This is a genomic window from Methylopila jiangsuensis (assembly GCF_027922305.1).
GTDB lineage: Bacteria > Pseudomonadota > Alphaproteobacteria > Rhizobiales > Methylopilaceae > Methylopila > Methylopila jiangsuensis.
On record NZ_BSFK01000005.1, the window covers coordinates 374,976 to 396,877 of the forward strand.

Below are 21,902 nucleotides of genomic sequence, written 5' to 3' on the forward strand. Positions count from 1 at the left end.
CGACGCGCGGCCCACCGCGCGCTTAAGGCCCGCAGGCCGGCGCTTTTCGGCGCCGGTCAGGCCGTGCGGGCGGCCTTCGCCTCCGTGAGCTTCAGGCTGGACTGCGAGGCGACGTGCAGCGTTCCGCCGTCCGCTTTCCACACCAGCGCGAGCCTGATGTCGCCGTTTTCGGGAACGACCAGCACGCGCGGGGCGGTCTCGAAACGGATTCCCCAGCCGGCGTCGACGCCCGCTTCGATGGCCCGTTCGTAGAAGCGCTGGAACCGGTCCATTTCCTGAAAGGCCTGCCCCGGATCGAGACGCTGGGCCGTTGTGGCGTCGTCGAACAGCCGGACGATGTATTCGGTCGGCGTCAGCAGCAGCTTCCACAGCACGCCGAGCGACGAGACGGTGTAGGTGTGGATTCTGTCGTCGCCCGCTGTCACGTCTGCGCTCCCCCGGGACGGGCCGTGCGGGTGATCCGCGGGCGGCCTCTTCCGCACGCCATCTCGATCATGACGCGGGGAGGCGTCAAGAGTCTCGGACAATGGACGTTTCGGCCTTGGGCGTCACCCCGCGCCGTCGTCGTTCTCGCTGGACAGCCGGTCGGCCGGGATCGCTTTCGGTTCACCGGAGAGTCCGCCTTCGGCGCGGACGTGCTCGCGCAGCGCGTCGTTGATGCGGTCCTGCCACCCGCGGCCGCCGTTCTGGAAATGCTCGAGCGTGGCGACGTCGATTCTCAAGGTCACCTGCTCGCGCGCGCCAGGCGCCGCGGCGGGAGCGGACGGCGCCGTTGGGGCGGCGGGGGGACGGCTGCGGAACACCGCTTCCGCGGCGGCGCGGGGGTCCTGGGGGCGACGGCTCATGGGACATCTCCAAAGGCGATCAGAGCGAAGCTGCGAAAGCCTGCTCCGGCGGCGGTGGCGAGGCGTCACGGACAAGGCGGACGAACGGGCAATCGCGCACGAAGTCGTGTTTGCGGCGTCAGAACAGCATGCGACTGTGCAAAACGGCGAGGGCACCGCTCGCCATAGGCTGCAGGCACCACATAAAACGACTTTGACGGGACGTTCAAACCGCTGGAGGGATAAAAATGAACACCGCCGCACTGGCCGCCTGGTCCCCGCGCGTTCTCAGCGTGCTTCGCATCATGTCCGCATTGCTGTTCATTCAGCATGGCACGGTGAAACTGCTGAACTTCCCGGTTCCGTATGGGGGGACGCTCGCGCCGCTGTCACTGACGGCGGGCGTGCTGGAGCTGGTCGGCGGCGTCCTGCTGGCGGTCGGCGCCTTCACGCGGCCCGTGGCGTTCATCCTCTCGGGCCAGATGGCGGTCGCCTATTTCCTCGCCCACGCGGGGTCGAGCTTCTACCCGATCGTGAACAAGGGCGAACTGGCGATCCTGTTCAGCTTCGTGTTCCTCTACATCTTCTTCGCCGGCCCCGGCCCGTGGAGCGTGGACGCCGCGCGCCGCTCGTCGGCGGCCTGAGCCGGAATGGAGAAGGGCGCGACCACGGTCGCGCCCTTCTGGTTCATCCAGATATGCGGCGGGGGCTTAACCGGCGAAGGCGCGCTTCAGTCGCGCGATGCGCTTGCGCAGGCCGGCCATGGTGAAGCGGTAGGCCTGCCGGAACGACGATCTCAGCACGGGCATGGCGCTGTCGGGATGTCCGGCGATCTTGCCGCCCGCGTCCCGCCAGCCGCGAAAGCCGCCGCGCAGCACAAGCGCCTTCAGCCCGAGCGACCGGGCCTTGCGGGCCGCGCCCAGAGGTCCGCTCTTCGGGCCGCCGTAGAACACCATCGTCTGCCCGGGTTCGAACAGTCGGCTGTGCAGCGGGCTCGAGGGATCGATGATCGCGGCGAATTCGCCGGGCGGGCAGTGCAGCGACTCGCTGATCCAGCCGGTGCGGTCGAGCGTCTGCCAGTCCCGCAGGTCGATGAACACCGCTTCGCCGCGCCGCTTCATGGCGATGGCGTCCCGCGCCTCGATCACGATCGGAGGGGCGCGGCGGGCCGACACGGGCTTGCGCCGACGGCCGAGGCTGCGAACGGTGGAGGAGAGGCCCGGGGAGGGGGCGGCGTCGGCAAGCGCAGTCGAAACCATGCGCGTCTTCCTTGCGGAGCGGCGTTCGTGATGTGACAGGATAACCTTCGCCGCTGCCTGATGTTCCATTGGACTTAAGGATTTTGTCCTTTCGGCGGCGCCGGAACGTTGTCGATGAGGCGCACGCCGGAGATGCGGGCGGCCGCCAGAATGCGGCCCGGACGATTGTCCTCGGGAGCTCCAAGGGTGGCTGCGTCGCGATGCTCCACATAGTCGATGGCGAAGCCGGCGGCGGCGATCGCGTCGCGGGCGTCCCTCAGCGCGGCTTTCGCATCCTCTCCGTTCCCGATGCGCGCGGCCGCGCGCTGGATGGCGCGGTGCAGCGCCGGGGCGCGTTCCCGGTTGGCGGCCGTCAGGTAGACGTTGCGCGAGGACATGGCGAGGCCGTCGGCCTCCCGCAGCGTGGCGCCGGACAGGATCTCCACCGGCAGATGAAGGTCCGCGACCAGGCGCCGGATCACCGCGAGCTGCTGGAAATCCTTCTCGCCGAACACCGCAACGTCCGGCGCGGCCTGGATCAGCAGCTTGGAGACCACGGTGGCCACGCCTGCGAAGAAATGCGGCCGGGCGTCGCTCTCAAGGCCCGCGGAAGGGCCTCCCACGGTCACCACGGTGGAAGCGCCCGCCGGGTACATCTCCTGCGGCGTCGGGGCGAACACCAGATCGGTCGCGACCGTGGCGAGCTTGGCGAGATCGCCGTCGAGATCGCGCGGGTAGGTGGCGAGGTCTTCGGTGGGGGCGAACTGGGTCGGGTTCACGAAGATCGAGACCACCACCCGGTCCGCGGCCCTGCCCGCCTGCTCCACCAGCGACAGGTGGCCCGGATGCAGCGCGCCCATGGTGGGCACGAGCGCGACCCGTTCGCCGGCCGCGCGCCACAGGGCGACGCGGGCGCGCAGGTCGGCGACGGTGGCGACGACGGCGGGGGCGGACATGGGCGGCTCCGGGGCTGGCGGGGTGAAGCTCCGCTTTGGCGGTGGCGGCTTATCAGGATAGGAACGCGGACGCCACGCCGCGCCCGCGGCGCCCGGAGATTGCGTCTGTGATGATTTGGCTGGTGTTCGGCGCCATGGCGCTCGCAGGAGCGATCGCGCTGGGGCGGATTCTGGTTTCGGCCCGGCCGTCCCAGGCGGCGCGGACGCTGCGCTTCGCGGCGTGGGCGGCCTGGGGGCTCGGGCTGATCATGACCCTGACGGGAAAAATGACGCCGGGCCTCGTGCTGATGGGCCTCGGAGCCATGGGCATGGGGGCCGGGGCCGTGTCCCGCCGGAGCGGTTCAGCGCGGTCCGCAGGTGACGGCGGCGGCGCGGCGTCCGGCCGGGGTCCAGACGTCGAGGCGGATGACGACCCGCGGCGCGGCCGACGGGGCGGAGGCGGGGGCTTCGGCGGAGCGGCCGTAATGACGCAGGAGGAGGCGTATCAGATCCTTGGCCTGCAGCCGGGCGCCTCGGCGGAAGAGATCGTCCGTGCGCATCGGGCGCTGATGAAGAAAGTCCATCCCGACCAGGGGGGGACGGCGGCCCTGGCGGCGCGCGTCAACGCCGCCAGGGATCTGCTCACGCGGACGAGCCATCGCTGACCTCCCGCCCCGTCTCAGTTCTTGATCGCGAAGCAGCTCATGGCGCTGCGCTTGAGGGCCTTGCAGGCGGCGTCCGCGGTCTTCTCGTTCAGGCCGGCGAAGCGGGCGCGGTAGAAGGTGGTGTCGCCCTTGGCGAAGACTTCGGTGTAGGGCTCGGCCGCGGCGAGCGCGCGCCCGGCCTTCGACTTGGCGTCGGAGAGCAGGGCCTTCGCCTTGTCGGCTTCGGTGGTGGCGCCGATCTGGATCTGCCAGCCCTTGCGTTCGATCTGCGGTTCGGAGACCGGCGCGACCTTGGGCGCGCCCTCGATGTCGGCCCGGCGGGCGCCGGAGCGTGCGGAGCGGACCGGCGTCGGAACCGCCTCCGGCTCGGCGTAGGCCAGCGCCTGGGCGGGCGCCGCGCGCTCGGCCGCCACGCTGCCGGTGGTGGACGGCGCGCCGACCACCCAGCGCATGGGCTGCGGCGTGCGGGTGGCGCCGACGGACGAGGCGACCACGGGCTCGGCGTCCTCTTCGATCACGCGCGGCGCCGGAGCCGGCGTGGGCGTGACCGCGGCGACCCGGGCGACGGCGGCCGGCGCCGCCACGGGGCGGACCGGTTCGGCGACCAGCTGCGGCGCGGGGGTCGGGATCGGAGCCGGGGCGGCGAGCGCGGCCCGCTCCTCCACCGGGGTGGGCATGGGCGCGGCGGCGACCACGGCCGGGCGGGCGCGGAGCACGGGGACGCGCTCGGCGGCTTCCGCCACCAGCGGCGCGACGCGCGAGCCGGGCGAGGCCTTCGGCAGGTTGAGCGCGATCAGCTCGCGCATGTGGGCGTCGCGGGAGGCGCCGCTGCGCCCGCCCATGACCACCGCCACCACGCTGCGGCCGTTGCTCTTCACCGAGGTCAGCAGGTTGAAGCCCGAGGCGTTGGTGTAGCCGGTCTTGATGCCGTCCACGCCCTCGACCCGGCCGAGCAGGCGGTTGTGGTTGGGCATCGCGCGGCCGGCGAAGTTGAACACGCGGGTGCTGAAATAGCCGTAATAGCGCGGGAACCGGTCCTGGACGGCGCGGCCCAGCACGATCAGGTCGCGCGCGGTGGTGACGTGGGACGGGTTCGGCAGGCCGGACGCGTTGCGGTACACAGTGCCGTTCATGCCGAGCGCGCGCGCCTTGCGCGTCATGCGCTCCGCGAAGGCGCTCTCGGAGCCTTCCAGATTCTCGGCCACGGCGCAGGCGACGTCGTTGGCGGACTTGGTCACGAGGGCGCGGATGGCGTCGTCCACGCGGATGGTCTGGCCGGCGCGCATGCCGAGCTTCGACGGCGGCATGGCCGAGCAGCGCGCGCTCATGGTGAAGCGGGTGTCGAGGCCGATGCGGCGGCGTTCAAGGTCCTCGAAGGCGAGATACAGCGTCATGACCTTGGTCACGGACGCTGGGAAGCGCTGGGCGTCGGCGTTGCGCTCGAACAGCGTGCGGCCGGTCTTGGCGTCCACCACGATGGCGGCGTAGGCCGAACTGGCGCTGATGGAGGCGGGGGCCGCCATGGCGGCGATCGCCGGCCGCTTGGAGCGGACCTTTTTCTTGGCGCGGGCCTCGGCGTCGCCGATCCCGGCGCCGAGGGCGCCCAGAGCCACGGTCGCAGAAAGAAGGGTGGAGAGGAGACGGCCGCCTCGCTTCGATACGCCACACGAAATCATAACGCCTGTCCCGCCTGCTCGGTCCGGCCTTGGCCGAACGTCGTTCGCCATCGCAGCGTTCAGCCCCGGAGGCTTCTCAAGCGGCGCGGGTGAGGCGCGGCCGAGACGATTCCCGAACAGGACGCTGCGCCCCGCTGGTTCGTGCGAGGCTGTCAACGACGCTACGGAGACGCGGTTACGGAGCGGTTAAGCGCGCGTTTTGTGCGCTGCAAAATGTTCGTTGACTCCCATGTTGCAGTGCATATATCACCATCGGCGGGGCGCAAAAGGCGTCCTGTCCCGCCGTCGATCACACCGACCTCGACGGCGCACGCCGGCCTTACGGGTTCTCGGGCGTGCGGACCACGAGCCAGCGCAAGCAGGAGATTCAGTATGACGACCGCGAATTTCGAAGACGTGCAGAAGCTCAGCAAGGAAAACGTCGATCTCGCCCTCAAGAGCTTCGGCGCCGTGAGCAAGGGTTTCCAGGCCATCGCCGTGGAAGTCGCCGACTACTCGAAGAAGTCCTTCGAGGATGGCGCGGCCCATCTCGAGAAGCTGTTCGGCGTGAAGACCCTCGACAAGGCGCTCGAAGTGCAGTCGGCCTACGCCAAGTCGGCCTATGAGGCCTATGTGGCCAAGGCGACCAAGATCGGCGAACTCTACGCGGATCTGGCCAAGGAAAGCTACAAGCCGATCGAGACCGCTCTCGCCAAGGCCAAGTAATTCCGAAATTTTCTGCCGGCGCCGGTGTGCGGCGCCGCGATGAGCTCTCAAGGGTCCGTTTCGGCGCGCGTCGCCGGACGGGCCCTTTTTCGTGTTTCGGGCCGGTTTTTCCGCTCGTGACGCCATGTGGTCCGACGGCCTTTTTTTATCACGCCAAGCGCTTACCTGTGACTGCGGACGGTCGTGGCGCTCTGGCGCCCCCGGAAAACCGGGGCTAGGATCGTGCGAAGCGGCTCGCGTGCGCCGCAGAAGGCGCCGCCAGTCGAGGGAATGATCCGGGTCAGGAGGACCGACCGGGAACTATGAAGGACGGCGCGTTTTCAATCGGCGGCCGCGACGCGGCGCTTGCGGCTTCCATCCGCCCGGCCACGGCGGGTCCTCGTCGGGACGACGGCGGCCCCGGAACGGCGGTGGTCACGCGCACGCGCCCCAAGGTGAAGCGGCCGAGCCTCTACCGTGTTCTCATACTGAACGATGATTACACTCCCATGGAGTTCGTCGTTCATGTGCTCGAGCAGTTTTTCCAGAAGGACCGTGAAGCGGCGACGATGATCATGTTGCACGTCCACAATCACGGCGCGGGGGAATGCGGGATTTATACTTACGAGGTGGCTGAGACCAAGGTCACGCAGGTGATGGATTTTGCGCGCAAGCACCAGCATCCGTTGCAATGCGTCATGGAAAAGAAGTGAGGTGATCCGTTGCCGTCGTTTTCGCGCAGCCTTGAACAGTCCCTCCACCGCGCGCTCGCGTTCGCCAACGAGCGCCGGCACGAATACGCGACGCTGGAGCACCTGCTTCTGTCCCTGATCGACGATCAGGACGCCGCCGCCGTGATGAAGGCGTGCAACGTCGATCTCGAAATCCTGCGCCGCAACCTCGTCGAGTATGTGGACACCGAGCTCGACAATCTGGTGGGCGAGACCAGCGAGGATTCCAAGCCGACGGCCGGTTTCCAGCGCGTCATCCAGCGCGCGGTGATCCATGTGACTTCGTCCGGCCGCGAGGAGGTGACGGGCGCGAACGTGCTGGTGGCGATCTTCGCCGAGCGCGAAAGCCACGCCGCGTTCTTCCTGCAGGAGCAGGACATGACGCGCTACGACGCGGTCAACTACATCAGCCACGGCATCGCCAAGCGGCCCGGCATGAGCGAAGCGCGCCCGGTGCGCGGCGCCGAGGACGAGGCCGCGGCCAGCGCCGACGAGACCGGCGCGCCGAAGAAAAAGGCCGATGCGCTCGAGGCTTACTGCGTCAACCTCAACAAGAAGGCGAGGGAAGGCAAGGTCGACCCGCTGATCGGCCGCGATCAGGAGGTGGCGCGCACCATCCAGATCCTGTGCCGCCGCACCAAGAACAACCCGCTGCTGGTGGGCGACCCCGGCGTGGGCAAGACGGCCATCGCCGAGGGCCTTGCGCTGCGCATCGTGCGCGGCGAGGTGCCTGAGGTGCTCGAGGACTCCATCGTGTTCTCGCTCGACATGGGTTCGCTGCTGGCGGGCACCCGCTACCGCGGCGATTTCGAGGAGCGGCTGAAGCAGGTGGTCAAGGAGCTGGAGGCCACGCCCGGCGCGATCCTGTTCATCGACGAGATCCACACCGTCATCGGCGCGGGCGCGACCTCCGGCGGCGCCATGGACGCCTCCAACCTGCTGAAGCCGGCGCTGGCCGCCGGCGCGCTGCGCTGCGTCGGCTCGACCACCTACAAGGAGTACCGCCAGTACTTCGAGAAGGACCGCGCGCTGGTGCGCCGGTTCCAGAAGATCGACGTAGCGGAGCCCTCGATCCCGGATTCCATCGAGATCCTCAAGGGTCTGAAGCCCTATTACGAGAGCTTCCACCAGGTCCGCTACACCAACGAGGCGATCAAGGCCGCGGTGGAGCTGTCGGCGCGCTACATCGGCGACCGCAAGCTGCCGGACAAGGCGATCGACGTCATCGACGAGACCGGCGCGAGCCAGGTGGTGCTGCCCGAGGCCAAGCGCCGCAAGACCATCGGCGTGAAGGAGATCGAGGCCACCATCGCCACCATGGCCCGCATCCCGCCGAAATCGGTGTCGAAGGACGACGCCGAGGTGCTGCGGGGTCTGACCACCAGCCTGAAGCGGGTGGTCTACGGGCAGGACGCGGCGATCGACGCGCTGTCCTCCACCATCAAGCTCGCCCGCGCGGGCCTGCGCGATCCGGAGAAGCCCATCGGCTGCTACCTGTTCTCGGGTCCCACCGGCGTCGGCAAGACCGAGGTGGCGAAGCAGCTCGCCTCGCTGCTGGGCGTGCGGCTGCTGCGCTTCGACATGTCGGAATACATGGAGCGCCACACCGTGAGCCGGCTCATCGGCGCGCCCCCCGGCTATGTGGGCTTCGACCAGGGCGGCCTGCTGACCGACGGCGTCGACCAGACGCCCCATTGCGTGCTGCTGCTGGACGAGATCGAGAAGGCGCACCCGGACCTGTTCAACATCCTGCTGCAGGTGATGGACCACGGGAAGCTGACCGACCACAACGGCAAGCAGGTGGATTTCCGCAACGTCATCCTGATCATGACCACCAACGCGGGCGCCTCCGACCTGGCCAAAGAGCCGATCGGCTTCGGCCGCACCAAGCGCTCGGGCGAGGACACGGAGGCGATCAACCGCCTGTTCGCGCCGGAGTTCCGCAACCGGCTCGACTCCATCATCGCCTTCGGCAACCTGCCGATCGAGGTGGTGCGGCAGGTGGTGGAGAAGTTCGTGCTGCAGCTCGAGGCGCAGCTCGCCGACCGCAACATCACCATCGAGCTGTCGGACGAGGCGCGCGACTGGCTGGCGGAGCGCGGCTACGATCCGCTCATGGGCGCCCGGCCGCTGGCCCGGCTGATCCAGGAGACCATCAAGACGCCGCTCGCCGAAGAGGTGCTGTTCGGCAAGCTGATGGGCGGCGGCGCGGTGCGCGTGGTGGTGGAGAAGGCGGCCGACGGCGCGACCAGCCTTGGCTTCACCTATCCCGACGGTCCGGTGACGCCGAAGCCCGAGCCCGTGGCCCGCGCCGCCAAGGCCGACAAAGCAGCCAAGGCGGACAAGCCCGAGCCGAAGCGCCGCCGGGCGGCGCCGAAGACGCCGCCGCTCGTGAAGACCTGAGCGGGGCGGGCGCGCCGTCTGAACGCCGGCCCATGTCCGCGCTTGAACCGCGGGCATGGGAGCTTCGGCGCTTTCAAGCCTTGGCTTGGCGAAGGTGGCTGACGCCCTGCGAGAGCGTCAGACAAGGCCCGCGGCTCCGGCGCCGCCGCGTCGAGGGGCCGCTGATCGCCGCGCTCAAGGCGCCCCGCGCGGCGTCGTCTGGGCCGTCATGCGCATCGGAAGGGCTGCAGCTCTTCAAACTCTCGGCCGGCCGACGACGCGGCGCCATCCTCTGCCCGGAAAGAGATGGACAGGCGCGGCGAAACCGTCTCCGCGAAAACCGTCAGGAGACGCTCTGTCGCTGCGGGCCGCGGGGCAGCGACAGGGCGGCGTGTGGTTGCGCCTGCCGCGCGGGAACGCTGTCGTGCGGCTGCAAAACGTAAGGTCGTCGGGATGCGGCGATCCGGGTCTCGCCCTCGGCCGAAAGAACGGTCGACCGCACGAGTGCTCGATCTGATCTTCAGATCGTGGACCGGTGTGCGGCGACCCCTTGGAAGCGATCTGGCCCTGATGTCCGCAGCGCTGCGTCCGCGCCCTCGGGCGCTCCTGGATAACAAGCGACATCGCTCGGCGCGCCGCCGCGTCATGGGCGCCATCCATGCCGGACCGGCCTGTGACGCGCCGTTCCATTTCCACGCGAAGGCGACGCTGTCAGCGTCCGGCGTCAAGCGGCGGGCGCGAGGCGTCAGGCCTTTCGGCTCTCAGAACCGGTTTGGAATTTGAACCAAGCCGTCATGCCCGTGCTTGGTCATCGGGCATCTTGCGTGTCTGCGGTTAACCCCGTTTGGCGTGTTTCCAGCGCTTCGCCCCGCCTCCGCTTCGCGTCCAGGCGCTCCTTCCGCCAGCCGCGCAGCTTGTGGAGATGGGGGGCCTTGGGCGCGGGGCTTCGGGAGCGATCGAACTCAGGACTTTAGCGAGGCCTCGCGCGTCGTTGCGGTCGCCGGCAGGGGGGCTCCACAGCCTGAGCGCGGCCTTTGGGCGGCGGCGCTCAGCTTCGCGGCCGGATGTCCGTCGGAGGGGCCAGCTCGTAGATGCCGCGCGCCGCTTTGACGGCGATGGCGGAGGTGACGGGGCGGACGTGGGTGAGCTCCCATGAGAGCCATCCGTCCTCGAAAGAGCTGGCGCAGGCGGCGGCCATGTCTTCCGGCATGAACGGACGAACGACCGCGACCCGCGCAAGCGCGACGACGCGCCCCGCGTCGTCTTCGTCGCCGTCCTGCCGGAGGAACACCTTGTTCTCGACGATAAGCACGTCCTCATCGGGATGCAGTTCGGGCTTCCAGCGCCGCACCTCCAGCGTTTTCAGGCCCGACGCGATCCAGCTCCCGCCCGGAGCGACGATTGACAGCGCTTTCACGAGATCCCCTTTTTCCTGTAGGCCCGCTCTGCCGTCGGGAGATGATCGGGCGGCCATGACTTCCGGCGCATGGCGTGGCTGAGATCGAAAGCCCCGAGGCCCCGCGCCCGGTTATCACATCGGCGCAGGCGTGCGCAGCGCTCCTCCCGCGCGCGCTGGATCTCCAAGGCAGGGGTCGGCGCCGCGCGCCCAAAAACGGGAAACGCCTCCACCGGTGTGAGCCGGGGAGGCGTTTCGTGTCGAACACGCAGGTTCATAGGTGTGAGGGCCGGCCCATCAGGGCGATCGGCTGCGTAGAACCTGTCGAGCTTTCGATCTGCTCTTCATCGGCGTATCGTCTTCCCGATCGCATCAAGACAGTCTGCTCCGATCTGCAGATGGTCTTGATGCGCTACGAAATCGCATGCGCCGTCAAATCAGATAAATTGTCTTTGTCTCCACGCAAAAGCGCTCCGGATGCGCTTCAGTGTGGTGTGTCTACACGCTTCGGCGGAGTCATTTTCTTAAACCTCCATGCCCGTTGTTGACGATTGAAGTCTGCTCGCCTTGGGATGGATCGTCAAGAGGCGATCGTCGATGCGATGACGACTATGTGACGACGCGCCAGGCGCGCGCTTTGCGCAAAGGATAAAGGATTGCGCCGCTAGTATGCCGCCCGCTTGGGGGAGCGGGAGGGGCGCATCATGGAGCCGAACACACACAAGGCGTTCACGTCCGGCATGCTGTTGCCGGAGCTGGTGTCCGTGCGCGGGCTCGCCGCGCTGTGGATCCTGTTCGCTCACACCACGGTGATGGTGCTGCCGCACGCCTATCCTCACGCGATCGAATACAGCCGCATCGTCGTCGATCTGTTCTTCATCCTCAGCGGTTTCGTGCTGGCCCACATGTACGATCCGGCCTGGAAGGAGGGCCGGTTCCGCTACGCGCCGTTCCTGATCCGCCGCCTCGCGCGGCTGTGGCCGCTGCATCTCGCCACCACGCTCGGCGCCGCCGGCCTGCTGCTCGGCGCCCGGATGATCGGTCGCGATCTGGACGTGCCGCACACCTTCGGCAACTTCCTGCTGACCAATGGTCTGCTGCACTCGGTCTGGCTGACGGACGGGCTGGTGTGGAACTGGCCGTCCTGGTCGGTCAGCGCCGAGTGGATCGCCTATATGATGATCCCGCTCTATTTTCTGGCGGCCGACCGGGTGCGCGGCACCGCGACGCGCATCGTGGTGTCGCTGGCGCTGTTCGCCGTCGCGTCCTTCGCCTCCCACGCGTTTCTCGACGAGAACCTCGTCTCGCTCACCTTCGACGGCGGCGCGGCGCGCCTCGTGCCGTCCTTCTTCGCCGGCATCCTGCTGCGGCGCATCTTCGACGACGTGCCGGCGCTGAGCGCCATGACGCGGCCGGTCTACGCCCTGACCCTCGCGGGGCCGATCGCCGTCTGCTGCGCGCTCGTGGCTCTGAACGCGCCCTACGACGCGCTGTGGCCGCCGATGCTGGTGCTGGTGGTGGGCCTCGCCGCGCGCGCCACCTGGAGCGCGCCGGGGTTGCTGCGCCGCCCGACGCTGATCTGGCTCGGGGACCTGTCCTATTCGATCTACATGACCCACGGACTGGTCATCATGACCCTGTTCAAGTTCGCCAACTGGTCCGGTTTTTCGGCGACGCTCAGTGGCCGGCTGGTCACCGGCGTTGCGGTCGTCGTGGCGACGTTGCTCGTCTCCATGGCGACCTACGCCTGGATCGAGAAGCCCGGAAGGGGCCTGTTCATGAACGGGGTGGAGGCGCTGCAGCGCGCTGTGGCGCGCTCGAGGCGGGCGGTCGGCTGATCGGTCGCCGCCCGAAGGCATGGAGCGCGGCGCCAGGCGCTCCATGCCGGAAAGCCTGAGCGAGATTACTCGCTGGGCTTGCAGTTTTCGGGCGCGTCCGCGCCGGGCTTCGGAACCTCGGCCTTGGCGTCGTAGACCTTGAACTTGCCCTTCAGGTCGTCCGTCAGCCACTCGCCGGCGTCCGCCGGGTCGTCCTTGTAGAGGTGGCGGACCCAGGCCATGGCGAGCAGCATCTCGTCCACGTTGAGCGCGCCGTACATCGGGCCCATCTGGCCGGTGGCGCCGCCGAAGATGATCTCGAAGAAGCCCTTGTCCGTCGCGCCCTGGGGATAGGTCCAGTAGCTGTCGTTGAGGCCCGGCCCGAGCTTGCCTTCGGCCTTCTGGCCGTGACAGCCGGAACACATGGCGAGGTAGAGCTCCTGGCCTTTGGCCAGACAGTTCTTGTCCTCGTTGTAGGGGTTCACGCCGGTCTGCAGAAATTTCTTGAACGCTTCGGTGTCCTTGCCCTCGTCGCCGGCGTCCTCGAGGTTCAGCACTTCGCCGGTGATGGCGTTGTTGAAGGTTATCTCGGCGTGAGCGGCCATGCCGCCGGTCGCCAGCATGATGGCGGCCAGAGCGGCCTTGGTCATAAGACCCTTGCTCATGCGTTTCTCCCATATGTTGTTTGGCGCGCGACGGACGCGACGCCCGCCATGTCAGGAGGGCGACGCCGCAGCGCCATGGGCGGCGACATAAAGCAAGTCGAACAGGTTTGAACGGTTCTGATGCTCAAGTTCTTGTTAGAATATTTTCACAAAATAATATTATTATGTATGTTTTGTAATGTCATATTGCGATAAGTTATTGATTATGCAGTATGTGACGCATTTGTGAACACGGCGTGATCGCGTTATTTAGCCGCTAGTCTGAAGAGTTCGGCGCAACAGCGTCATTCTTACGAAATCAACCAGATCATCTTCAGATGTAGTCGAAAGATTGGGCGGATGACGCGCAGGCTGCGCGGCGATGGCGCGCCGTTCGCCGCGACAGGCCGCCGGGGCGCCGCGTCACAAAGCAAAAGGGCCAAAGCGGAGGCTTTGGCCCTTTTGATCCGGGTCTGCGTCGCAGGGCGCTGGCGTCACTTGCTCGCGCCCCGACGGCTCTCGTCCAGCGCCGCCTGATGGTACCAGGAGCCGCATTCCACCCGCGGAGGCTCCGGCGCCTGAATCCGAGGCTGTGCATTAAATCTGCCCATGCCAGCGCGTCCGCCGGCAGGAAAAGCCAAGACCTGCGCCGTTTGTTGATGTTCTGCATGTCTCATCGTTCATGTCTCCAAGCCTGAGCTGCGCCTTCGCGCGGCCCGATGACATCACCCGAACAGGTGATGCCTGATTTATGTACATTGAATGCATGCTTCGTCCAGTGGGAGAGTAAAATTTCAGCACCGAATAGTTTGCGTCATTTGACGCCAACTTAGGTCAGTGCTGCATGCCTTCGGTGAACGCGGCGTCATGCCTATAAAATGGTCATGGCGGTTCGGTTTTTCAAATCGGGCGGGCGCGCAGGCCGCCTCGTCGAGCGATCCTTGAGGGGAGGCTCAGCTTCGGCGGGCCGTGAAAGGCCGCGAATTTTCGCGGCCGATCAGGCAGTTCCCGGCTGCGGCCGACGCCCGGCGGCGGGTCTTCGACCAGGTCGATCTGAAGTTGGCACGGGAGATGCTTAAGGACTGGCGAACGCAGCGGGGGGGCTCGCCGTCGGCTGCGGATGATCCGCGCTCCGCGCGCACGGCCTGATCACCGTCGAGGGATTTGGAAATGACGAAGTACAAGCTCGAGTACATCTGGTTGGATGGTTACACCCCGGTTCCGAATCTGCGTGGCAAGACGCAGATCAAGGAGTTCGAGTCCTTCCCCACGCTCGAGCAGCTGCCCCTGTGGGGCTTCGACGGCTCCTCCACCATGCAGGCCGAGGGCCGCAGCTCCGACTGCGTGCTGAAGCCCGTCGCGGTCTATCCGGACCCCGCCCGCACCAATGGCGCGCTGGTCATGTGCGAAGTGATGATGCCGGACGGCGTCACCCCGCATTCCACCAACGCCCGCGCGACCATTCTGGACGATGACGGCGCCTGGTTCGGTTTCGAGCAGGAGTATTTCTTCTACAAGGATGGCCGTCCGCTCGGCTTCCCCGAGCACGGCTATCCGGCGCCGCAGGGCCCGTACTACACCGGCGTCGGCTTCAAGAACGTCGGCGACGTCGCCCGCGAGATCGTCGAGGAGCATCTCGATCTCTGCCTCGAGGCCGGCATCAACCACGAGGGCATCAACGCGGAAGTCGCGAAGGGCCAGTGGGAGTTCCAGATCTTCGGCAAGGGCTCCAAGAAAGCCGCCGACGAGGTGTGGATGGCGCGCTACCTGCTGCTCCGTCTGACCGAGAAGTACGGCGTGGACATCGAGTTCCACTGCAAGCCGCTCGGCGACACCGACTGGAACGGTTCGGGCATGCACTGCAACTTCTCGACCAAGTTCATGCGCGAAGTGGGCGGCAAGGAGTATTTCGAGGCGCTGATGGCGCAGTTCGACAAGAACCTCGACGACCACATCGCCGTCTACGGCCCGGACAACCACATGCGCCTCACCGGCAAGCATGAGACCGCGCCGTGGAACAAGTTCTCCTACGGCGTCGCCGACCGCGGCGCGTCGATCCGCGTGCCGCACTCCTTCGTCAAGAACGACTACAAGGGCTACCTTGAGGACCGCCGCCCGAACTCCCAGGGCGACCCCTACGCCATCGCGTCCCAGGTGCTGAAGACCATCTCCGAAGTGCCGACCGAGAAGGCCGCCGCCGCGGCCTGATCGCTCCGCCTTACGCCCGCTCGCGCGGGCGACGGCCGACAGGGCCTCCGTCCGTTCCGGGCGGGGGCCTTTTCCGTTTTCATTCGGCGTTGGCGAGGCCGCGCCGCGTGAGGGCCTGCCGGCCGGAGCGTCAGCCCTGTTCGGCGGGACGGCGGTTCACGAGCCTGACGTCGTGCGCGTCGACGTCGCGGCCATAGGTCCTGCCGGGGCATGATGGAACCCGGCCGCCCGCGTCACCCGCCCGGTCCCCGCCCTTCATGCGTCGGAAGGACGAAGGCCGCGAACAGCGAGCCCGCCTCGTGGTCGATCATGGAAATCCCGTGAGGCGATCGCCCTCCAGCGCCGCCCAGACGCAGGGATAGGCGCGGATCATGCCCGCGACGGACGAGGGCTTGAGCTCCAGTCCAGTCGATCCGTTCGCGAGCGTGAGGACGTTCGCGCGCGTCGGCCGCCCGCGCGGGGCGGATCAGGGCGTCCACGGTTTCGAACGCCTTTCGTGCGCGTCGCCGACGAACGAAAAAGGGGGCGCCCGAAGGCGCCCCCTGGATTCTCGGATCGAGAGCCGGTCCGTTCAGACCGAATAGTACATGTCGAACTCGACCGGGTGCGGCGTGTGCTCGAAGCGGATGACCTCCTTCATCTTCAGCTCGATGAAGCTGTCGATCTGGTCGTCGGTGAACACGCCGCCCTTCTTCAGGAACTCGCGGTCCTTGTCGAGGTTCTGCAGCGCTTCGCGCAGCGAGGCCGAGACGGTCGGGATCTTGCGCAGCTCCTTCGGCGGCAGGTCGTAAAGATCCTTGTCCATGGCCGGGCCCGGATCGATCTTGTTCACGATGCCGTCGAGGCCGGCCATCAGCAGCGCGGCGAAGGCGAGGTAGGGGTTCGCGGTCGGATCGGGGAAGCGGACCTCGACGCGCTTGGCCTTCGGCGAATTGGTCCACGGAATGCGGCAGGAGGCGGAACGGTTGCGGGCGGAGTAGGCCAGCAGCACCGGCGCCTCGAAGCCCGGCACCAGCCGCTTGTAGCTGTTGGTGGACGGGTTGGTGAAGGCGTTCAGCGCCTTGGCGTGCTTGATGATGCCGCCGATGTACCACAGGCACTCCTGGCTGAGGCCGGCGTACTTGTCGCCCGCGAACACCGGCTTGCCGTCCTTCCAGATCGACTGGTGGACGTGCATGCCCGAGCCGTTGTCGCCGTAGACCGGCTTCGGCATGAAGGTCGCGGTCTTGCCGTAGGAATGCGCCACCTGGTGGATGCAGTACTTGTAGACCTGCAGATGATCGGCGATGCGGACGATCTTCTCGAACTTCAGGCCGAGTTCATGCTGGGCCGAGGCCACCTCGTGGTGGTGCTTCTCCACCGTGGCGCCCATGGCCGCCATGGCCGCCAGCATCTCGCCGCGCATGTCCTGCTCGCTGTCCACCGGCGGCACGGGGAAGTAGCCGCCCTTGGTGCGCACGCGGTGGCCGAGGTTGCCGGTCTCGTACTCGGTGTCCGAATTGGTCGGAAGCTCGACGGAGTCGAGCCGGAAGCCGGTGTTGTAGGGCGTGGCCGAGAAGCGCACGTCGTCGAACACGAAGAACTCGGCCTCGGGTCCCACATAGACGGTGTCGCCGATGCCGAGCGACTGCAGGTAGACCTCGGCCTTCTTCACCGTGCCGCGCGGGTCGCGCTCATAGGGCTCGCCGGTGGTGGGCTCGAGCACGTCGCAGACCACGGACAGGGTGGTGGCGGCGAAGAACGGATCGAGGCAGGCGGTGGCCACGTCCGGCATCAGCAGCATGTCGGACTCGTTGATGGCCTTCCAGCCCGCGATCGACGAGCCGTCGAACATCTGGCCTTCCGCGAAGAAGTCCTCGTCGACCATGGAAATGTCGAACGTGACATGCTGCCACTTGCCATTGGGGTCGGTGAATCGGAGATCGACATACTTGACGTCGTTCTCTTTAATGAACGCGAGAACGTCCTGAGCCGTATTCATCGCTATTCTATCCTTGTCCTTGTTCAGGATTGTTTTTATGCGTCCCTGGGCTCCGCCGGAGCGGCTCAGATCGCGTCGAGGCCGCTTTCGCCGGTGCGGATGCGGATCGCTTCCTCGACAGGCGATACGAAAATCTTGCCGTCGCCGATGCGTCCGGTCGCGGCGGCCTTGCGGATCGCCTCGACCGCGCGCTCCACGACCTCGTCGCCGATCACCACCTCGATCTTCACCTTCGGCAGGAAATCGACGACGTATTCCGCGCCGCGATAGAGTTCCGTGTGCCCCTTCTGACGGCCGAAGCCCTTCGCCTCGGTCACGGTGATGCCCTGAACGCCGACGTCCTGAAGGGCCTCCTTCACCTCGTCAAGCTTAAACGGCTTAATGATCGCTTCGATCTTCTTCACTTCCGGGAGCTCCTCCGTGTCGCGCTCGGCGCGCGCCCGTGCCGTCGCAGGCAGGGAACGGTGCCATCTAAGCACCAAGCGTGCCAACATTCCTACCCGTCCGAAACGCGCGTAGGGTCTAGCGGGCCGCAGGACGCGTCTTTGTTCTGGAGCGATTTCCCACGATGTTAATGTCTATAAAATGTGCATAACGACTAAAAAATATGCGTCACTGCGCCGTCATATGCGGCGTTGCAGCGCGAGAATTGAGCAGGGCGGCTTTTCCGCAGAGGAGGGGCAAGATTTTCGCGCCCTGAGCGCGTGGTCATGAGTCTGGAGCTTCTGGCCTGCGCCGAGATGACGGAGGCGGATCGCCGCGCCGTAGCGGCGGGCGTCTCGGGCGCGGCGCTGATGGAGGCTGCGGGCGCAGCCGTGGCGCGTCGGGCGCGGGAGCTGTGGCCCGCCGCGCGCCGGATCCTGGTGCTGGCCGGGCCCGGCGCCAATGGCGGCGACGGCTATGTGGCCGCACGCCGGCTGGCGGAGCGGGGCCTTGCGGTCACGGTCGCGGCGCTGGTTCCGCCGGAGCGTCTGTCGGGCGACGCCGCGTTCATGGCCTCGCGCTGGTCGGGAGCCGTCACGCCGATCGCGGACGCGGATTTCGGCGCGGCGGACGTCATCGTCGACGCGCTGTTCGGCGCAGGCCTCTCCCGCCCGCTGGAGGGCGCGGCGGCGGACGCGGCGGAGCGCGCGAACGCGTCCCGGACGCCAATTCTCGCCGTCGACGTGCCGAGCGGCCTCCATGGCGATCTCGGCGCTCCGCTGGGGCGGGGGCCGGTCGTCCGGGCGGCCGCCACCGTCACCTTCGTGCGGCCGAAGCCCGGCCATGTCCTCCTGCCGGGGCGCACGCTCTGCGGCGCGCTTACCGTCGCGGACATCGGGACGCCGGAGGCGGTCGTGCCGTCGCTCGGCGTCGCGACCTTCCGCAACCGGCCCGCGCTGTGGTCCGGCGCGCTGCCGCGGCCGGCGACGGACGGCCACAAATACCGCCGCGGCCATGCGCTGGTCTGGAGCGGGCCGGAGTTCATGACCGGCGCGGCCCGGCTTTCGGCCTTCGCCGCCGCGCGGGTCGGCGCGGGGGCGGTGACGATCGCGGGAGCGCCCGCGGCGCTTCGCGTCCACGCCGCGCATGTGAGCGCCATCATGCTGGCGGAGGCGGTGGACGCGGATGGGCTGGAGAAACTGTTCGGCGCCCGCCGCTTCGCCTCCGCCGTGGTCGGCCCCGGCGCGGGACCCGGCGTGGAGGCGGCGGCGCGCGCCGCGCTCGACGGCGCCGAATCCGCGGTGCTGGACGCGGATGTGTTCACCGCCTTCGCGGGGCGCCCGGACGAGCTTGCGGCGGCGATCCGGCGCGCGCCCGCCCGTCCGGTGGTCCTCACGCCCCACGAGGGCGAGTTCGCCCGGCTGTTCCCGGACCTGACGGACGGCTCCAAGCTTGACCGGGCGCGGGCGGCGGCGTCTCGCACGGGCGCGGTGGTGGCGCTGAAGGGCGCCGACACGGTGGTGGCCGCGCCCGACGGCCGGGCAGCCATCGCCGACAACGCCCCGCCGACGCTCGCCACCGCCGGCGCGGGCGATGTGCTGGCGGGCTTCTGCGCCGGGCTGCTGGCCCAGGGCATGCCGGCCTTCGAGGCGGCGGCGGCCGCGGTCTGGATCCATGGCGAGGCGGCGGCGGGCTTCGGGCCGGGGCTGATCGCGGACGATCTTCCGCACGTCGCGCCGGCTGTGCTTGCGCGCCTTCTCGGGGCGCCGAAGGATTCATGAATTTTTTGCTGCGCTCCGTGGCGTCCGTGATATAGAGGCGCCGCCTCGCGCGCCATGTTTCGGCGCCTGAGGCGCGACAGGCCCGGCGCGGGCGTGGTGGAACTGGTAGACACGCGGGATTTAGGTTCCCGTGGCGCAAGCCGTGGGGGTTCGAGCCCCTCCGCCCGCACCACAGCGTCGGCTCGATCGCCCGCCGCCATTCGTGACACCAGGCGCCGCGGGCGCGCGCTCCCACATCCGGGCCAAGCGCAGCGCCGCGGCGGAAGATTCGAAGAGACCGACGCCCATGCAGGTGACGCAAACCCTCGATGAGGGCCTCAAGCGCGAGTTCAAGGTCGTCGTGCCCGCGCAGGACCTCGACGCCCGTCTGAACGAGCGTCTCGCGACGCTGAAGGACCGCGTCAACATCAACGGCTTCCGCAAGGGCAAGGTGCCGGTGGCGCATCTGAAGAAGCTCTACGGCAAGTCGGTCATGGCCGAGGTCGTGGAGCAGACCGTCGCCGAGGCGAACAAGAAGATCGTCGACGACAACGGCCTCAAGCTCGCCATGCAGCCGAAGATCACCCTGCCGCAGTCGCAGGAAGAGGTCGAGGGCGTGATCTCCGGGGCGTCCGACCTCTCCGTGACGGTCGAGCTCGAGGTGCTGCCGACGATCGAACTCAAGGACGTCGCCGAGCTGAAGCTCGATAAGCTCGTCGCCGAGGTCGCGGATTCCGAGGTGGACGAGGCCGTGGAGCGCGTCGCCAAGCAGAACGCGGCCTACGCCGCCAAGGCCGAGGGCGAGGGCGCCGCGAACGGCGACCGCCTGACCATCGACTTCGTGGGCAAGATCGACGGCGAGCCCTTCGACGGCGGTTCGGCCGAAGGCCAGCAGATCGAGATCGGCGCCGGCCGCTTCATCCCCGGCTTCGAGGAGCAGCTCGTCGGCGCCACGGCGGGCGAGCAGCGCGTCCTCAACGTGACCTTCCCCGCGGACTACGGCGCGGACCACCTCGCCGGCAAGGCCGCGACCTTCGACGTGACCGTCACCGCGGTCGAGGCCCCGGGCGAGATCAAGATCGACGACGAGCTGGCCAAGAGCCTCGGCCTCGACGATCTGGCGGCGCTGAAGGCCACGATCCGCGAGCAGATCGCCAGCCAGTACGCCCAGTTCTCCCGCCAGAAGGTGAAGCGCGAGCTGCTGGACGCCCTCGACGCCCAGTACGACTTCGATCTGCCCCCGACCCTGGTCGAGCAGGAGTTCGACAACGTGTGGCGTCAGGTCGTGGCCGACCTGGAGCGCAACGGGCGCAGCTTCGCGGACGAGGACACCACCGAGGACGACGCCCGGGCCGAGTACCGCAAGATCTCCGAGCGCCGCGTGCGTCTCGGCCTCGTGCTGGCCGAGATCGGCGAGAAGCATGAGGTCAAGGTCACCGACGACGAGGTGACCCGCGCCCTGATCGAGCGCGCCCGGCAGTTCCCCGGCCAGGAGCGGCAGGTGTGGGACTTCTACCGCCAGAGCCCCGAGGCGCTGGCCGAACTGCGCGCGCCGATCTTCGAGGACAAGGTCGTCGACCAGATCCTCGGTCAGGCGACCGTGACCGAGCGTCAGGTCTCCAAGGAGGAGCTGATGGCCGATCCGGACGCCGATGAGGCGGACGCCAACGGCGGCCGGTCGGCCGAGGACCGCAAGGCGGCCCAGCGCCGCGAGAAGCGCGCCGCGGCCAAGGCCGCCGCGCAGACCGAGACGAACACGGACGCCGAGCCCTCCGCTTGACGTCGCGCCCTCAGGGGCGTCCATTGCCGCGAGCCAAGCGCGCCGCGTCGCCGGATTCCGGCGGCGCGGCGCAGCCATCTTGAGGACGAGATTCGACGATGCGCGACTTTCAGGACCTGACCACCAACTTCCTGATCCCCATGGTGATCGAGCAGACCAATCGGGGCGAGCGTTCGTTCGACATCTATTCGCGCCTGCTGAAGGAGCGAATCATTTTCCTCTCCGGACCGTTCAACGACGACATGGCGGCGGTGATCTGCGCCCAGCTGCTGTTCCTTGAAGCGGAGAATCCGAAGAAGGAGATCGCGCTCTACATCAACTCGCCGGGAGGCGTGGTTACCTCCGGCCTCGCGATCTACGACACCATGCAGTACATCCGGCCGGCGGTGGCGACGCTGTGCATGGGGCAGGCGGCCTCCATGGGCTCGTTCATCCTCATGGCCGGCGAGAAGGGCCTGCGCGCCGCGCTGCCGAACGCGCGCATCCTCGTGCACCAGCCCTCCGGCGGCTTCCAGGGCCAGGCCTCGGATATCGAGCGCCACGCCGAGGACATCGTGCGCATCAAGCGCCGGCTGAACGAGATCTACGTGAAGCACACCGGCCGCTCCTACGAGGAGATCGAGCGCACGCTCGACCGCGACACCATGCTCACCGCCGATCAGGCCCGGGACTTCGGCCTGATCGACCAGGTGGTCGAGCGCCGTCCGGGCGAAGGCGACTCCGACACCGCGAGCGCGTGAGCGCAAGCTGTCGCCGGC

Annotated in this window: 19 protein-coding genes, 1 tRNA gene and 1 pseudogene; 11 read left to right on the plus strand and 10 right to left on the minus strand. The window is 67.9% G+C overall.

The window, feature by feature from the left end; all coding sequences use genetic code 11:
* Positions 1-56: 56 nt before the first annotated feature.
* The gene (locus tag PKE85_RS03265; protein WP_271203354.1) at positions 57-425 is read right to left on the minus strand and encodes a hypothetical protein; all 369 of its coding nucleotides are present in this window, start codon (positions 423-425) and stop codon (positions 57-59) included.
* Between the two features lie 123 nt (positions 426-548).
* Entirely contained in the window at positions 549-845 is a 297-nt protein-coding gene (locus tag PKE85_RS03270) for a BrnA antitoxin family protein (RefSeq protein WP_271203355.1), read from the minus strand.
* A gap of 227 nt (positions 846-1,072) precedes the next feature.
* Between PKE85_RS03270 and PKE85_RS03275 the strand changes: the two genes are divergently transcribed.
* Entirely contained in the window at positions 1,073-1,468 is a 396-nt protein-coding gene (locus tag PKE85_RS03275; RefSeq protein ID WP_271203356.1) for a DoxX family protein, read from the plus strand.
* A 66-nt stretch (positions 1,469-1,534) separates the two neighbouring features.
* Here the strand turns inward: PKE85_RS03275 and PKE85_RS03280 are convergent, their stop codons facing one another.
* Both PKE85_RS03280 and panC read right to left on the minus strand, forming a co-directional pair.
* The gene (locus PKE85_RS03280; protein ID WP_271203357.1) at positions 1,535-2,083 is read right to left on the minus strand and encodes a rhodanese-like domain-containing protein; all 549 of its coding nucleotides are present in this window, start codon (positions 2,081-2,083) and stop codon (positions 1,535-1,537) included.
* Positions 2,084-2,157: 74 nt separating this feature from the next.
* Positions 2,158-3,018: a pantoate--beta-alanine ligase gene (panC, locus tag PKE85_RS03285; RefSeq protein WP_271203358.1), complete on the minus strand. Its 861-nt coding sequence runs from the start codon at positions 3,016-3,018 to the stop codon at positions 2,158-2,160.
* A gap of 464 nt (positions 3,019-3,482) precedes the next feature.
* On the opposite strand from panC, the pseudogene PKE85_RS03290 reads away from it, so the two are divergent.
* A pseudogene (locus PKE85_RS03290) lies at positions 3,483-3,662 on the plus strand (J domain-containing protein); the annotation flags it as partial.
* A 14-nt stretch (positions 3,663-3,676) separates the two neighbouring features.
* On the opposite strand, the gene PKE85_RS03295 reads toward PKE85_RS03290, so the two are convergent.
* Positions 3,677-5,275, minus strand: a complete 1,599-nt coding sequence (locus tag PKE85_RS03295) for a serine hydrolase (RefSeq protein ID WP_271203359.1) — start codon at positions 5,273-5,275, stop codon at positions 3,677-3,679.
* 435 nt (positions 5,276-5,710) lie between these two features.
* On the opposite strand from PKE85_RS03295, the gene PKE85_RS03300 reads away from it, so the two are divergent.
* From PKE85_RS03300 to clpA, 3 genes are all read left to right on the plus strand, one after another.
* Entirely contained in the window at positions 5,711-6,043 is a 333-nt protein-coding gene (locus PKE85_RS03300; RefSeq protein ID WP_271203360.1) for a phasin family protein, read from the plus strand.
* Positions 6,044-6,345: 302 nt separating this feature from the next.
* Entirely contained in the window at positions 6,346-6,735 is a 390-nt protein-coding gene (gene clpS / locus PKE85_RS03305) for an ATP-dependent Clp protease adapter ClpS (protein ID WP_271203361.1), read from the plus strand.
* 9 nt (positions 6,736-6,744) lie between these two features.
* Entirely contained in the window at positions 6,745-9,156 is a 2,412-nt protein-coding gene (gene clpA, locus PKE85_RS03310) for an ATP-dependent Clp protease ATP-binding subunit ClpA (protein WP_271203362.1), read from the plus strand.
* A gap of 1,027 nt (positions 9,157-10,183) precedes the next feature.
* Here the strand turns inward: clpA and PKE85_RS03315 are convergent.
* Complete coding sequence (locus PKE85_RS03315) at positions 10,184-10,609, minus strand: ASCH domain-containing protein (RefSeq protein ID WP_271203363.1); 426 nt, start codon at positions 10,607-10,609, stop codon at positions 10,184-10,186.
* 626 nt (positions 10,610-11,235) lie between these two features.
* On the opposite strand from PKE85_RS03315, the gene PKE85_RS03320 reads away from it, so the two are divergent.
* A complete protein-coding gene (locus PKE85_RS03320) occupies positions 11,236-12,369 on the plus strand; it encodes an acyltransferase family protein (RefSeq protein WP_271203364.1) in 1,134 nt (377 codons plus the stop codon).
* Between the two features lie 65 nt (positions 12,370-12,434).
* On the opposite strand, the gene moxG is transcribed toward PKE85_RS03320, so the two are convergent.
* Positions 12,435-13,013, minus strand: coding sequence for a cytochrome c(L), periplasmic (gene moxG / locus PKE85_RS03325; RefSeq protein ID WP_271203365.1), 579 nt, complete (start codon positions 13,011-13,013; stop codon positions 12,435-12,437).
* A 473-nt stretch (positions 13,014-13,486) separates the two neighbouring features.
* Positions 13,487-13,669 (minus strand): DUF2735 domain-containing protein, encoded by a 183-nt coding sequence (locus PKE85_RS17680; RefSeq protein ID WP_428981308.1) that lies wholly within the window; start codon positions 13,667-13,669, stop codon positions 13,487-13,489.
* 493 nt (positions 13,670-14,162) lie between these two features.
* On the opposite strand from PKE85_RS17680, the gene PKE85_RS03330 reads away from it, so the two are divergent.
* Positions 14,163-15,200 carry a glutamine synthetase beta-grasp domain-containing protein gene (locus PKE85_RS03330; protein WP_271203366.1) on the plus strand — a complete coding sequence of 346 codons (1,038 nt, stop codon included), beginning with the start codon at positions 14,163-14,165 and terminating at the stop codon, positions 15,198-15,200.
* A 571-nt stretch (positions 15,201-15,771) separates the two neighbouring features.
* Here PKE85_RS03330 and glnA read toward each other — a convergent pair.
* A complete protein-coding gene (glnA, locus tag PKE85_RS03335; protein ID WP_271203367.1) occupies positions 15,772-17,181 on the minus strand; it encodes a type I glutamate--ammonia ligase in 1,410 nt (469 codons plus the stop codon).
* 65 nt (positions 17,182-17,246) lie between these two features.
* Positions 17,247-17,585 carry a P-II family nitrogen regulator gene (locus tag PKE85_RS03340; protein ID WP_271203368.1) on the minus strand — a complete coding sequence of 113 codons (339 nt, stop codon included), beginning with the start codon at positions 17,583-17,585 and terminating at the stop codon, positions 17,247-17,249.
* A 306-nt stretch (positions 17,586-17,891) separates the two neighbouring features.
* On the opposite strand from PKE85_RS03340, the gene PKE85_RS03345 reads away from it, so the two are divergent.
* From PKE85_RS03345 to PKE85_RS03360, 4 genes are all read left to right on the plus strand, one after another.
* Entirely contained in the window at positions 17,892-19,385 is a 1,494-nt protein-coding gene (locus PKE85_RS03345; protein WP_271203369.1) for an NAD(P)H-hydrate dehydratase, read from the plus strand.
* A gap of 87 nt (positions 19,386-19,472) precedes the next feature.
* A tRNA-Leu gene (locus PKE85_RS03350) sits at positions 19,473-19,557 on the plus strand.
* A 114-nt stretch (positions 19,558-19,671) separates the two neighbouring features.
* Positions 19,672-21,144, plus strand: a complete 1,473-nt coding sequence (tig, locus tag PKE85_RS03355) for a trigger factor (protein WP_271203370.1) — start codon at positions 19,672-19,674, stop codon at positions 21,142-21,144.
* Between the two features lie 98 nt (positions 21,145-21,242).
* A complete protein-coding gene (locus tag PKE85_RS03360) occupies positions 21,243-21,884 on the plus strand; it encodes an ATP-dependent Clp protease proteolytic subunit (protein WP_271203371.1) in 642 nt (213 codons plus the stop codon).
* The last annotated feature ends 18 nt before the right edge of the window (positions 21,885-21,902 follow it).

Excerpts from the sequence above, each read along its gene's own strand:
- tig (WP_271203370.1), top strand. The coding sequence starts at position 19,672 with ATGCAGGTGACGCAAACCCTCGATGAGGGCCTCAAGCGCGAGTTCAAG.
- PKE85_RS03345 (WP_271203369.1), top strand. The coding sequence starts at position 17,892 with ATGAGTCTGGAGCTTCTGGCCTGCGCCGAGATGACGGAGGCGGATCGC.
- PKE85_RS17680 (WP_428981308.1), bottom strand. The coding sequence starts at position 13,669 with ATGAGACATGCAGAACATCAACAAACGGCGCAGGTCTTGGCTTTTCCT.
- PKE85_RS03360 (WP_271203371.1), top strand. The coding sequence starts at position 21,243 with ATGCGCGACTTTCAGGACCTGACCACCAACTTCCTGATCCCCATGGTG.
- PKE85_RS03315 (WP_271203363.1), bottom strand. The coding sequence starts at position 10,609 with ATGGCCGCCCGATCATCTCCCGACGGCAGAGCGGGCCTACAGGAAAAA.
- clpS (WP_271203361.1), top strand. The coding sequence starts at position 6,346 with ATGAAGGACGGCGCGTTTTCAATCGGCGGCCGCGACGCGGCGCTTGCG.
- panC (WP_271203358.1), bottom strand. The coding sequence starts at position 3,018 with ATGTCCGCCCCCGCCGTCGTCGCCACCGTCGCCGACCTGCGCGCCCGC.
- PKE85_RS03280 (WP_271203357.1), bottom strand. The coding sequence starts at position 2,083 with ATGGTTTCGACTGCGCTTGCCGACGCCGCCCCCTCCCCGGGCCTCTCC.
- PKE85_RS03320 (WP_271203364.1), top strand. The coding sequence starts at position 11,236 with ATGGAGCCGAACACACACAAGGCGTTCACGTCCGGCATGCTGTTGCCG.
- PKE85_RS03300 (WP_271203360.1), top strand. The coding sequence starts at position 5,711 with ATGACGACCGCGAATTTCGAAGACGTGCAGAAGCTCAGCAAGGAAAAC.
- glnA (WP_271203367.1), bottom strand. The coding sequence starts at position 17,181 with ATGAATACGGCTCAGGACGTTCTCGCGTTCATTAAAGAGAACGACGTC.
- PKE85_RS03330 (WP_271203366.1), top strand. The coding sequence starts at position 14,163 with ATGACGAAGTACAAGCTCGAGTACATCTGGTTGGATGGTTACACCCCG.
- moxG (WP_271203365.1), bottom strand. The coding sequence starts at position 13,013 with ATGAGCAAGGGTCTTATGACCAAGGCCGCTCTGGCCGCCATCATGCTG.
- PKE85_RS03275 (WP_271203356.1), top strand. The coding sequence starts at position 1,073 with ATGAACACCGCCGCACTGGCCGCCTGGTCCCCGCGCGTTCTCAGCGTG.
- PKE85_RS03270 (WP_271203355.1), bottom strand. The coding sequence starts at position 845 with ATGAGCCGTCGCCCCCAGGACCCCCGCGCCGCCGCGGAAGCGGTGTTC.